Origin of the sequence: Patulibacter defluvii (assembly GCF_034096925.1) — a bacterium.
In the GTDB taxonomy this organism is placed as follows: domain Bacteria; phylum Actinomycetota; class Thermoleophilia; order Solirubrobacterales; family Solirubrobacteraceae; genus Patulibacter; species Patulibacter defluvii.
The window spans coordinates 27,020-39,270 of sequence record NZ_JAWZSQ010000036.1; the positions used below are offsets into that span (position 1 = coordinate 27,020).

A 12,251-nucleotide genomic window follows, 5' to 3' on the forward strand; every position below is an offset into this window, starting at 1 on the left:
CACCACCGAAAGGTCCTTTCCCGATGCCCGACGACTCGATGCTGGACGAGCTGCTCGCCGACGCCAAGGAGCGGATGGCCAAGGCCGTGGAGCAGACCGCCGGGGAGTTCGCCACCGTCCGCACCGGGCGCGCCAGCCCGAACCTGCTGGACCGGGTCGTCGTCGACTACCACGGCGTCCCGACCGCGCTCCGCCAGCTGGCCCAGATCAACGCGCCGGAGGCCCGGCTGCTGACGGTCCAGCCCTACGACCAGAGCGCGATCAAGACGATCGAGAAGGCGATCTCCGACTCGAACCTGGGCGTCACGCCGTCGAACGACGGCAAGGTGATCCGGCTCGGGATCCCGGAGATGACCGAGGAGCGCCGCCGCGAGATGGTCAAGGTCGCGCGCGAGATCGCCGAGCAGGGCCGGGTCCGGATCCGCAACGTCCGCCGCGACGTCCAGCAGGACCTGCGCTCGCTGAAGAACGACGGCGACGTCGGCGAGGACGACGAGCGCCGCGCCGAGGGCGAGCTGCAGAAGCACACCGACGGCGCGATCTCGACCCTCGACCAGGCGCTGAAGGCCAAGGAAGCGGACATCCTCGAGGTCTGACGCCTCGACGTCCGTCCCCCCGAACCAGCCCGCCCGTGACCGATTCGCCCTCGGCGGAGCAGCCCGCCGCGCTCGCCCGCCCGCGCTCCGTCGCGATCATCACCGACGGCAACGGCCGCTGGGCCCAGCGCGAGGGCGTGCCGGTCACGGAGGGCCACCGGGCCGGGGCCGACGTCGTGCGGGCCCGGCTCCGCGACGCCGCCGAGCTGGGGATCGAGGAGCTGACCGTCTTCTCGTTCTCGACCGAGAACTGGGGCCGGCCGGCGGCCGAGGTCCGCGGCCTGATGGCGATGTTCGGCGAGCGGATCGAGCGCGAGACGCCGGAGCTGAAGGCCGAGGGCGCGCGGATGCGCTTCATCGGCCGCCGCGAGGGCGTCGACCCGGCGCTGGTCGAGCGGATGGACTGGGCCGAGCGGGAGACCGCCGGCGGCCAGGCGATCACGCTCTTCGTGGCCTTCAACTACGGCGGCCGGGCCGAGATCCTGGACGCCGCCGCGCGCTACGAGGGCGGGGGCGAGGAGGCCTTCTCGCGGCTGCTCTACGCGCCCGACATGCGCGATCCCGACCTGCTGATCCGGACCTCGGGCGAGCAGCGGATCTCGAACTACCTGCTCTGGCAGTGCGCCTACAGCGAGCTGGTCTTCGCGCCCGAGCTGTGGCCCGACTTCGACCGCGCCGCCTTCGAGCGTTGCCTCGACGAGTACGGGACGCGCAAGCGCCGGTTCGGAGGCCGCTGATGCCCGCCCCGCGACGCCCGCGCCGCGATCAGCCGGCGTCCGACGGGTACGAGGAGGATGATCCCCCCGTGCCCGACGAGGATCTCGACCCCGCACCGGCCGCCCCCCGCGGCCGTGGCCGCGGCCGGCGCCGCGAGGCTCGCTTCGAGCTGGAGTTCGGCGACTTCGAGCCGGCCGAGCGGCGGACGACCCGCCGCACCGGCGACGACCGCTACGCGAACGAGAGCGGCGAGGCGACCTACGAGACGGTCGATCCGCTGCCGCGCCCGCGGCGTCCGCGCGATCGCGACCCGATCGAGGAGCCGGACGACGCCACCTACGACAGCCGCCTGGCCGACCGCGACGCCCGCGTCCGCGAGCGGGTCGCCCGGGCCGGCGGCGGCGACGCGCCCCGCGGGCGCCGCTTTCCCGGCCGTGGCCGCGGCCCGGCGCCGGAGGACGAGGTCGCGGACGAGATCGAGGCCCTGGAGCGGTTCGAGGACGCGATCGAGACCGTCCGCACCACCTCCGACCGCGGCGGCGGCAGCGACCTCGGCGCCCGCGTGCTGGTCGCGATCCCGGCCGCCGCGGTGGCGATCTTCCTGGTCGCCCAGGGCGGCCCGATCTTCGCCGTCGGCGTCGCCGCCTTCGGCCTGATCGGCGTCTGGGAGCTGACGCGGATGTTCGCCCGCACCCGGCCGTCGGTCTTCGCCGCCGGCGTCGGGGTGGTGGCGCTGATCGCCGCGGCGGCGATCGGCGGCCAGGCCGACGGCCGCGAGGCGATGGTCACCGCGCTGGCGGCGACGATCCCGCTGATCTTCGTCTCGGTCGCGCTCGCGCGCCCGGCCGGTGGGATGCCCGGCGTCGCCGTGACGCTGCTGGGCGTGGTCTGGATCGGCCTCGCCCTGGCCCACGCGGTGCTGCTGCGCGACACCGTCCACGGCGGCGGGATCGTCGTCGACGTGCTGGTCGGCACCTTCCTCGGCGACACCGGCGCCTACCTCGGCGGGCGGCTCTTCGGCAGCCACAAGCTGGCGCCGCGGATCTCGCCCAACAAGACGGTCGAGGGCCTGGTGATCGGCATGTTCACGGCGGTCGTGGCGGTCTGGTTCGCCGGCCTCTACCAGGACTGGCTGAGCGGCACCGACGCGCTGCTGCTGGGCCTGGCGGTCGCGATCGCCGCCCCGGTCGGCGACCTCTTCGAGAGCTTCCTCAAGCGCGACGCCGGCACCAAGGACGCCGGGGTCCTGTTCGGCGCCCACGGCGGCGTCCTCGACCGGCTCGACGCGGCGATGTTCGCGATCGTCGCGGGCTACTACGTGTGGCTCGCGATGGGTGTCGGCTGATGGCGCGGCGGATCCTGATCCTCGGCTCGACCGGGTCGATCGGCGTCCAGGCGCTCGACGTCGTCGCCCAGGCGCCCGCGGGCACCTTCGAAGTCGTCGGCCTGGCGGCCGCCCGTCAGTGGGAGCCGGTGCTGGCCCAGGCCCGCGCCCACGGCGTCCCGCGGATCGCGCTGGCCGACCCCGACGCCGCCGCCCGCGCCGCCGAGGCGTGGACCGACGGCCAGGTGCTGCAGGGCCCCGAGGGCCTGGTCCAGCTGGTGCTGGAGTCCGGCGCCGACCTGGTCCTCAACGCGCTGGTCGGCGCGGCCGGGCTCGGCCCGACCGTCGCCACCCTCGGCGAGGGGATCGACCTGGCGCTGGCCAACAAGGAGTCGCTGGTCGTCGGCGGCGAGCTGGTGATGCAGCTGGCCGAGGCGACCGGGGCCCGCGTGCTGCCGGTCGACAGCGAGCACTCGGCGCTCTGGCAGCTGGTCCACGGCGAGACCGGCGCCGAGCGGACCGACGGGACCGGGAGCGGGGGGGACCTGCGGCTCGGCACGATCGACAAGCTGGTCCTGACCGCGTCCGGTGGGCCGTTCCGCGGCCGCCGCCGCGACGAGCTGGCCGAGGTCGGGATCGAGCAGGCCCTCGCCCATCCGACCTGGGCGATGGGCGGCAAGATCACGATCGACTCGGCGACGCTGATGAACAAGGGCCTCGAGGTGATCGAGGCCCACCACCTGTTCGGCACGCCCTACGAGCGGATCGACGTCGTCGTCCACCCGCAGTCGATCGTCCACTCCTACGTGACCCTGGTCGACGGCGCGGCGCTCGCCCACCTCGGCCACCCGGACATGCGGGCCCCGATCGCCTTCGCCCTCCACCACCCGGAGCGGGTGCCGCTGGGCCTGCGGCCGCTCGACCTGGCCGAGGTCGGGACGCTCAGCTTCGAGCGGCCGGACGAGGACGCCTTCCCCTGCCTGCGGCTGGCCCGCGAGGCCGGGATCGCCGGCGGCACCGCCCCCTGCGTGCTGAACGCGGCCAACGAGGTCGCCGTCCACGCCTTCCTGGCCGGGCGGATCGGCTTCCTCGACATCGCCGCGATCGTCGAGCAGGCGCTGGAGACGGTCGACGTCGGTCCGGTGCGGGCCTTCGAGACGCTCTACGCCGCCGACCGGGCGGCCCGCGACGCGGCCTCCGCGCTCGCCGACGAGCGCGGCTGAGGCCGGGGCCACGGGGGCGTTGATCGTTCCCACAGGTGGCTGTGCGACCCTGTGTCGCCCGTGTCCTGGGTCCTCGCCTTCCTCGGCTTCTCCGTCCTGATCGTCCTCCACGAGCTGGGGCACTTCGCCGCGGCCAAGGCGGTCGGGATGCGGGTGGAGAAGTTCTCGCTCTTCTTCGGCAAGCCGCTGCTGAGTCGCCGCCGCGGCGAGACCGAGTACGCGATCGGGTTCATCCCGCTCGGCGGCTACGTGAAGATCACCGGCATGGACCCGCGGGAGGAGCTGCCCGCGGACGTCGCCGCGCGCGCCTACCACCGCCAGCCGGTTTGGAAGCGGGTGGTGGTGATCTTCGCCGGGCCGGCGGTCAACATCGTGCTGGCGATCGTGATCATCGTGCTGCTGTGGGGCGGCAAGAGCGCGGTCCCGACGATCGCCCCGGTGGTCGGCTCGGTCGACCAGAAGGGCGCCGTCGCCCGGGTCCTGAAGCCCGACGACCGGATCGTCAGCATCGACCGCGTTCCCGGCTACGCGCCGGGCCTGACGTTCGACAACACCGTCGACCGGCTCGACCGGCTGCGGCGGACGGTCTCCGACCACCGCTGCGCCGACGGGAGCACCAAGGACGGCTGCGTCGCCGCGACCCCGGTCCGGATCGTCTACGAGCGCGACGGCGTCCAGCGGTCGGCCGAGGTCTTCCCCCGCTACGTCGCCCGGCCGAGCCCCGGCGACCGCGAGGGCCGGATGCTGCTCGGGATGACCTACGGGTTCGACTACCTGCACACCGGCCGCACCGAGGCGGCCGGCAAGGGCGTCCAGTACCTGTGGGAGGCGACCAAGCTCACCGGCAAGGCGATCGTGAAGCTGGTCTACGACAGCGAGGCCCGCAAGGAGGTCTCGGGCGTCGTCGGCTCCTACGAGGCGACCCGCCAGAGCTTCGAGCTGTCGACCACCCGGGCGATCCAGATCCTGGCGATCATCAGCCTCTCGCTGGCGATCATCAACCTGTTCCCGTTCCTGCCGCTCGACGGCGGCCACATCTTCTGGGCCCTGGCCGAGAAGGTCCGCGGGCGGCCGATCCCCTTCGCCTGGCTGGAACGCGCGAGCGTGGTCGGCTTCGCGCTGGTGATCATGCTCTTCGGGCTCGGCCTCTACAACGACGTCGGCCGGATCTTCGGCGAGGGCATAGACGTCCGCTGACCGGCGCCCCCGCGCCAACCTGACGCCTGCGTCACGATTGACGCCGAAAGCCGGTACGATCGCGCGAGCGGTGTATCGGACGAGTGGCAACGCGCCATTGTTCCGTGCGCCGCGGCCGGCCAACCGCGCGAGGAGAGCAGCACCGAATGAGCACCACCGACGTGACCGCCGTCGAGACCATGCTCGACGCCTTCCGACGGGGGCTGGAGCGGCACCCCGACCAGGTCCTCGTGCGAACGCTGGAGGGCGACGTTGCCTGGACCTGGCGCGAGGTGGCCGATCGCGCCGCCCGGATCGCCGGCGGCCTGGCGGCGCTCGGCGTCGAGCGCGGCCGCACCGTCGGCCTGCTGATGGGCAACCGGCCGGACTTCTTCCCGGTCGACCTGGGGGCGACGACGCTGGGGGCGGTCCCGGTCTCGCTCTACCAGACGTCGTCGCCGGAGCAGATCGCCTTCATCGCGACCGACGCCGAGATGTCGGTGATCGTGACCGAGCAGGTCTTCCTCGATCGGGTGCTGGCGGCGCGCGGCGACCTGCCGGGCCTGGAGCACGTGGTGGTCGTCGACGGCGAGGCGCCGGAGGGCACGATCACCCTCGCCGCGCTGGAGGCCGGCGCGGCGCCCGACTTCGACGCCGAGGCCGCGGCGGCCCAGCTGGCGCCCGACGGCCTGCTGACGCTGATCTACACCTCGGGCACGACCGGCCCGCCGAAGGGCGTCGAGCTGACGCACCGCAACCTGGTCTCGGCGATGCAGGCGGTCGGCCAGGTGGCGCAGCTGCGTCAGGGCGGACGGGTGATCTCGTGGCTGCCGGCGGCCCACATCGCCGAGCGCGGCGCCCACTACTACGCGCCGCTGCTGTTCGGGCTCGAGATCACCACCTGTCCCGACCCGAAGCAGATCTCCGCTTACCTGGCCCAGGTCCACCCGACCTGGTTCTTCGCCGTCCCGCGGATCTGGGAGAAGCTGAAGTCCGGCCTCGAGGCGATGCTGGCCGCCCAGCCGGAGGAGCGGCGGACGGCCGTCCAGGGCGCGATCGAGGCGGCGACCCGGAAGGTCCGCCTGGAGCAGGCCGGGGAGCGGGTGCCGGACGAGCTGGCGGCGGCGGTCGCCCAGGCCGACGAGCAGATCTTCGCCCCGCTGCGGGCGATGCTCGGCCTCGACCAGGCGGAGTCGATCAACGTCGGGGCGGCGCCGACGCCGCGGACCGTGATCGAGTTCTTCCACGCGATCGGGCTGCCGATCGCGGAGATCTGGGGGATGTCGGAGGGCTGCGCCTGCGGCACCCTCAACCCGCCGGACCGGATCAAGATCGGCACCGTCGGCCCGGCCGTCCCGGGGATGGAGGTCACGCTGGCGGACGACGGCGAGGTGCTGCTGAAGGGCCCGACGCTGATGCGCGGCTACCGCAACCAGCCCGAGAAGACGGCCGAGTCCTACACCGAGGACGGCTGGTTCAAGACCGGCGACGTCGGCCAGTTCGACGAGGACGGCTACCTGACGATCGTCGATCGCAAGAAGGAGCTGATCATCAACGCGGCCGGCAAGAACATGTCGCCGGCCAACATCGAGGCGGCGATCAAGTCGGCCCATCCGCTGATCGGCCAGGCCTGCGTGATCGGCGACAACCGGCCCTACAACACGGCGCTGATCGTCCTCGACGCCGACTTCACCCCGCCGTGGGCCCAGCAGCAGGGGATCGAGGGCACGCTCGAGGAGCTGGCGGAGCACCCGGCGGTGATCGCCGAGATCCAGAAGGGCGTCGACGCCGGCAACGCGCGGCTGTCGCGGGTCGAGCAGGTCAAGCGGTTCCTGATCGTGCGCGGCGACTGGCTGCCGGGCGGCGACGAGCTGACCCCGACGATGAAGCTCAAGCGCAAGCCGATCGACCAGAAGTACGCGGCCCAGATCGACGCGCTCTACGCCGCGGCCTGAGCCCGGCGATGCGCCCCGGGCCACCCCCGGGGCGCACGGCCGCTGGCGGAGTGGCACTCGTCTGGCGCGTGTGAGAGCGTGCGCGCAAGCTGGCCCGGGCGCGGGGAGGCGTCCAGGCCGGGTCGTTCGTCCGTCCCAGGAGCCCCACCATGGAAGCCAGCACCGCCGCCCCCTCGGCGCCCTCGGGAGATCCGCCGCTGAAGCGCGCGATCTCCCGCAACATGCTGCTGCTGTTCGTCATCGGCGACGTCGTCGGTGGCGGCATCTACACGCTGGTCGGCGTGATCGGGGGTGAGGTCGGCGGCCTGGTCTGGTTGCCGTTCGCCCTCGCGCTGGTGCTGGCGGTGCTGACGGCGACGGCCTACGCCGAGCTGGTCACGAAGTACCCGCAGGCGGCGGGCGCGGCGCTCTACGTGAACAAGGCGTTCCGGCGGCCGTTCTTCACCTTCATGGTGGCGTTCGCCGTGATGTGCTCGGGCATCGCCTCGGCGTCGACGCTCTCGCGTGGGGTGGCGGAGACCTACCTGCCGCGGCTGTTCGACTGGTCGTTGAACGAGACCCAGACGGTGCTGATCGCCCTCGGTTTCCTGCTGATCGTCGCGGCGGTCAACTTCCGCGGCATCAGTGAGTCGGTGAAGATCAACGTGGTCCTGACGCTGGTCGAGTTCGGCGGCCTGATCCTGATCGTCGTGATCGGCGTCGCGGCCCTGATCGACGGCGTCGGCGACGTCGGCAACGCCTTCTCGACGGCGGACGCCAAGGCGGCGGGCCACGACGTGTCGCTGATCCCGGCGGCGCTGGCCGGCACGGCGCTGGCCTTCTACGCGCTGATCGGGTTCGAGGACTCGGTGAACGTGGCCGAGGAGGCGAAGGATCCCGGTCGCGACTACCCGCGGGCGTTGTTCGGCGGCCTGCTGATCGCCGGCAGCCTCTACATCGTGATCGGCATCATCGCGCCGGCGGTCCTGCCGTACACGACCCTGATCGACAAGGAGACCACGCCGCTGCTGGAGATCTCGCAGCTGGGCCCGTTGTCGGTCGAGATCAAGATCTTCGCGGCGATCGGCATCATGGCGCTGATCAACGGGGCGCTGATCAACATGATCATGGCCTCGCGCCTGACCTACGGCATGGCGCGCCAGCGGATCGTCCCGTCGTTCTTCGGCAAGGTCCACCGGGGTCGCCAGACCCCGTGGACGGCGATCATCTTCACCAGCGCCCTGGCGATCATCCTGACCGCGACCGGCGACGTCTCCGATCTGGCGACGACCACGACGACCCTGCTGCTGCTCGTCTTCATCACGGTCAACATCAGCGTCCTGATCCTCCGTCGCGACCCGGTGTCCCACCGCCACTTCGTCGCCCCGACCCTGATGCCGGCGATCGGCGCGGTCGCCGCCCTCGCCCTCCTGATCCACCGGATCGCCAACGACACCGAGCAGATCACCCGCGCCCTGCTCCTGCTCGCCCTCGGCCTGGTCTTCTGGCTGGCCAACTACGTCGCCACCCGCGGCGTCGACAAGCAGTTCGACACCGGCATGATCCAGGCGATCGAGCATCCCGAGGACGCCCCGACCTCCGACGACGAGCCCCCGCCGCCCCCGCGGTCCTGAGGGGTGGGGTGGGCCCGGCCTGGCCTGGCCGGCCCAGTAGGCCAGGGCGGCCCGGGTAGGGGCCGGCCCGGCCAGCTCGGTTCGGCCAGGGCGGCCCGGGCAGGGGTCGGCCCGGGCGGCCCGGTCGGCCAGGGTGGCGGCCGGAACCCGGGTCGCCCCGGCATCGGCCGGGCGGGCCGGATCGGGGTGGTCCGACCTCCCCGCCGCCTGGCCGGCCGCTGGTTCCCGCGTGCGCCCGCCTCCCGTCCCTGGCGACCGACCGCCGATCCGCGGCCCCGATTCCGTCGGCCCTTCCACCCTGAGGCCGGTTGACGTTCGTTGCGGCCGGGGCAACGATCGTCAACGGGGCGCGCCAGCGAGGGCCACCTCCGATCGGACCGGCCCGCCGGCCTCGCTGCGCCGGGTCACCGCTGAGCACCGCCGGCACCGGGCACGGCGGCTGCCTTGCGCCCCGTAGCCCCGTCACGTCACGTCACGCGATCGCCGTGCCGCGAGTCGGATCAGCGCCGGAACGGTGCCAACTCAGCGCCGGACGCGAAAGGCGGGCTCGGGCGGGCTACGGTCGCGGCGTGATCGCGATCCGGCAGCTGCAGGCGTTCGTGGCGGTGGCCGGCGAGGAGCACTTCGGGCGGGCGGCCGGCGGGCTGGGCGTGACCACGGGGACGGTCAGCCGGGCGCTGGCGCGGCTGGAGCGGGAGGTCGGCGTCGAGCTGGTCCGGCGGACGTCGCGGCGGGTGCGGCTGACGGCCGAGGGGGCCGCCCTGATGGAGCTGGCGCGGTCGGTCGTCGCGGCTGCGTCGGCGTTCGAGGACCGGGCGCGCGCGGTGGCCGAGCGGCGCGGTGGAGCGATCCGGGTCGGCGTGGCGCCGGGCTGCGAAGAGCGGGGGCGGCAGATCGTCGCGGGCCTCCGCTCCCCCGGGTGGGAGGTGCTGGAGGAGCGCGCCGGTCCCGCCGAGCTGGGCGACCGGCTGCGAGCGGGGCGGCTCGAGGTCGCCGTCGTCGACGGGTTGCGGAGCGTGCCGCGGCCGTGGTGGGCGCGGCGACCGCCGCAGGAACCCGTGCGCGCCTGGCCCGGCGTGCTCTGGCGGCTGGCGTGGCGGCCTCCGGCGTCGTGGTGGCCGCTGCTCTATCGGGCCGCGCCACCGCGGGCGACCGCGTCCGGGGAGCGCGAAGAGCGGCGGGCGGCGCAGGGCCGCCCGCCGCCCGGGACTAGCGCTTGATCCGCAGGTCCCGGAAGATCGAGACCGTGTGGAAGCCGAGCTGGGCGAAGACCGAGATCCGGGTCTTCATGCCCGGGCGCATCTTCGGGATCTGGGCCTTGCGGATGTACAGCCGGACCGACTTCGTCTGACCCGGGCTGACGTTGACGCGGGTCGTCGTCGTGGCCTTGACGTAGAACTTGCCCCGCCGGACGTAGCCGACGTCGCGGGTCCGGGCGCGGACCTTCGCCTTCTTGGGCAGCGAGAGCCGGATCGTCAGGTAGCGGCCGCGGAGGGTCGCGCTGGCGTTGGGGCCGAAGAGGACCTTCTCGACCTCCTCCTTCGTCAGGCCGACGTCGTCGAGGAACGAGCCCTTCTGGCCCTTCTCGCCCGGCGTGCCGTCCTTGCCGTTGGTGCCCGGCAGGCCGGGGCCGCCCGGCTCGCCCGGCCCCGGGACCGGCAGCGCCTTGAGGACCACGTTGTCGTAGTCGAAGCTCGCCAGCGGCCCGACGTTGACGCCGCCCTCGAGCGTCGTGCGGATCCGGATCTTGTACTGCTCGCCGACCTTCAGGGTCCCCGGGTCGATCTCGATCGGGGCGGCCATCGGGGTCCAGCCGGCCAGCGGCTTGACCGGGACGCCGGCCACCGGGGTGGCCACGACGGCGCTGTCCGCCGCCCGCAGGATCTGGACCGTGTAGTAGACGTTCGTGCCCAGCTGGAGCAGACCCTGGACGTTGGCGCGACGCGAGAGACTGAACTGCAGCTTCCACGGCGTCTTGCCGCCGACGCCGTTGTAGACGAAGCCGGGGCTGGTCAGGATCCCCGTCGCGACGCCGGTCACCGAGGCCAGCGAGAGGAAGCCGCTGTAGGCGAACCCGCTCTGGCTGGCCGGCTTCGGCCCGTCGCCGCCGGTGGGGGTGTGGCCGCTCGAGGTCCCGGTGCAGAGCAGGATCGGGATCAGGCAGAGACCGCTGTACTCCGAGGACCCGACCCAGTTGCCGAGGCCGCCGTCGAAGTTCTGGGCCTGGACCGGCGTCGGGTAGGTGGCGGGCGCCGTGGCGGCGCCGGCCGGGGCCGCTCCGGCGAGGGCGACGATCGCGGCGGAACCGGCAGCGCCGGCGCCGAGCAGCGAACGGCGCCGGCGGGAGCCAAGGGGGGTGGGGGATCTGGTCATCGGGTCTCCTCGGTGGCGGAAAGCGTGTGGCGGCGGCGGGACGGGCCGCCGGAGGGGGAGGGCGACAGGGCCGCGCCGTGATCGAGATGACGGCACGACCGCTGGCGCGCGGCCAGCGCGCGTCGGGCAGCATCTGCGTCCCTGACGTGCATGGGTTCCTCGTTCGTTGGGGGATCGGTACGGGTGAGGCCGGCTCACGGTCCCGCGGAGCGCAGACCACCCGGGCACCGCCCTCACGGGCAATGCGCACGACCCAGTACCCCCTCGACGCTACCCGACCTTCCGGCGCCCTCCACCGGGTCGTTCCCCGGGGAATCCAGGGGGTTCTCGATGAACGGTCGATGGTTGACGGGGTTCTTGATCGATCAACGGTCGAGCGCGCCGTCCACCGATCGTTGAGCGCGGTCGATCGGGAACGGGTCTACGGCGTACCGAACGGCTGGTCGTCCGCGGGCGATTCGGCGCGTCCGACCTTCGGACCAACGGTCGTTCACTCGTCCGCGGGGGTGCGACCAGTCGTTCGTCCAGGTCGTTCTGGGCGATTGCGACCAGCACGACGGCGCCGACTCGTCTAGCGTTCCGACGATGTCCAGGCTGGCAGGCCCGATCGCGCGGCCCGGGAGGGTGCCCGCGGGAGCGCCGTCCGGTGCCGCTTCCGCCTGCGCGCGGGGGGCTCACGGGTGAGCCGCCGCGGCCGCCGGGGCGGCCCGCGTTCGGAGGAGGATCGGCAGCGCGCACGGCTCGAGCGCGAGCAGCGCCGTGCCCGCCGCGAGGGTCGGCCGATCCCGCAGAGCCTCGACGAGCTGAGCGGGGGCGAGCCGACCTCGCTCGACGAGCTGGGCGCCCCGCCGCCGCCGTCGGGCCAGGCGTTCGACGCCGGCGACCAGTACAGCTCCGGGTTCGAGATCGAGGCGGGCGCCGTTGCGCCCGCGCAGGAGCCGCCTTCGGCGGCTGCCCCGCCCACCGGGGCCGAGCCGGGGACCGAGCCCTGGTGGACGCAGGAGCCTGCCGCGTCGGGTGCCGCCGGCGGCCAGCCGGGCACGCCCGCCGCTCCGGCGGGTACGCCTCCGGGCCAGCCGGGCCAGCCGGGCCAGCCGGGCCAGCCGGGCCAGCCGGGCCAGCCGGCTCGGCCCGACCGGGTCGACTGGTTCCAGACCGCGGCGCCGCGGGTCCCCGCGACCGACGACGTCCCGCCGCCGCCGGCGGCGGCGCCGTCCGCCGGCGCGGTGCCGCCGACCGGTGCCGCCCCGCCGCCGCCGAGCGCGGCCGGGCCG

9 protein-coding genes and 1 pseudogene are annotated in these 12,251 nt (G+C 73.7%); 9 read left to right on the forward strand and 1 reads right to left on the reverse strand.

The genetic code is table 11. The features are described from left to right. Positions 1 to 38 precede the first annotated feature (38 nt). The 8 genes from frr to SH587_RS23320 all read left to right on the forward strand — a co-directional run bounded on the left by frr (position 39) and on the right by SH587_RS23320 (position 9,824). A complete protein-coding gene (gene frr / locus SH587_RS23285; protein ID WP_375341806.1) occupies positions 39 to 596 on the forward strand; it encodes a ribosome recycling factor in 558 nt (185 codons plus the stop codon). Between the two features lie 35 nt (positions 597 to 631). After that, positions 632 to 1,333 (forward strand): polyprenyl diphosphate synthase, encoded by a 702-nt coding sequence (gene uppS, locus SH587_RS23290; protein ID WP_320673057.1) that lies wholly within the window; start codon positions 632 to 634, stop codon positions 1,331 to 1,333. 68 nt (positions 1,334 to 1,401) lie between these two features. Further along, on the forward strand, positions 1,402 to 2,658 hold the full coding sequence (locus tag SH587_RS23295) for a phosphatidate cytidylyltransferase (RefSeq protein ID WP_320673058.1): 1,257 nt from the start codon (positions 1,402 to 1,404) through the stop codon (positions 2,656 to 2,658). Beyond that, a complete protein-coding gene (gene dxr / locus SH587_RS23300; protein WP_320673059.1) occupies positions 2,658 to 3,860 on the forward strand; it encodes a 1-deoxy-D-xylulose-5-phosphate reductoisomerase in 1,203 nt (400 codons plus the stop codon). The genes SH587_RS23295 and dxr overlap by 1 nt, the downstream gene beginning before the upstream one ends. A 60-nt stretch (positions 3,861 to 3,920) precedes the next feature. After that, entirely contained in the window at positions 3,921 to 5,057 is a 1,137-nt protein-coding gene (locus SH587_RS23305; protein ID WP_320673060.1) for a M50 family metallopeptidase, read from the forward strand. Positions 5,058 to 5,203: 146 nt separating this feature from the next. Beyond that, positions 5,204 to 6,991: an AMP-dependent synthetase/ligase gene (locus SH587_RS23310; RefSeq protein WP_320673061.1), complete on the forward strand. Its 1,788-nt coding sequence runs from the start codon at positions 5,204 to 5,206 to the stop codon at positions 6,989 to 6,991. Positions 6,992 to 7,140: 149 nt separating this feature from the next. Then, positions 7,141 to 8,604, forward strand: coding sequence for an APC family permease (locus tag SH587_RS23315; RefSeq protein WP_320673062.1), 1,464 nt, complete (start codon positions 7,141 to 7,143; stop codon positions 8,602 to 8,604). Positions 8,605 to 9,173: 569 nt separating this feature from the next. After that, on the forward strand, positions 9,174 to 9,824 hold the full coding sequence (locus SH587_RS23320) for a LysR family transcriptional regulator (protein ID WP_320673063.1): 651 nt from the start codon (positions 9,174 to 9,176) through the stop codon (positions 9,822 to 9,824). On the opposite strand, the gene SH587_RS23325 is transcribed toward SH587_RS23320, so the two are convergent. Then, positions 9,814 to 10,977 (reverse strand): hypothetical protein, encoded by a 1,164-nt coding sequence (locus SH587_RS23325; RefSeq protein WP_320673064.1) that lies wholly within the window; start codon positions 10,975 to 10,977, stop codon positions 9,814 to 9,816. The two genes, SH587_RS23320 and SH587_RS23325, sit on opposite strands and share 11 nt — an antisense overlap. A 680-nt stretch (positions 10,978 to 11,657) precedes the next feature. Here SH587_RS23325 and SH587_RS23330 point away from each other — a divergent pair. Next, positions 11,658 to 12,251 (forward strand): annotated as a pseudogene (locus SH587_RS23330) (hypothetical protein); the annotation flags it as partial.

What these genes read in the sequence shown, in the direction of transcription:
- frr (WP_375341806.1), top strand. Translation starts at nt 39, where the DNA reads ATGCTGGACGAGCTGCTCGCCGACGCCAAGGAGCGGATGGCCAAGGCC.
- dxr (WP_320673059.1), top strand. Translation starts at nt 2,658, where the DNA reads ATGGCGCGGCGGATCCTGATCCTCGGCTCGACCGGGTCGATCGGCGTC.
- SH587_RS23310 (WP_320673061.1), top strand. Translation starts at nt 5,204, where the DNA reads ATGAGCACCACCGACGTGACCGCCGTCGAGACCATGCTCGACGCCTTC.
- SH587_RS23315 (WP_320673062.1), top strand. Translation starts at nt 7,141, where the DNA reads ATGGAAGCCAGCACCGCCGCCCCCTCGGCGCCCTCGGGAGATCCGCCG.
- SH587_RS23325 (WP_320673064.1), bottom strand. Translation starts at nt 10,977, where the DNA reads ATGACCAGATCCCCCACCCCCCTTGGCTCCCGCCGGCGCCGTTCGCTG.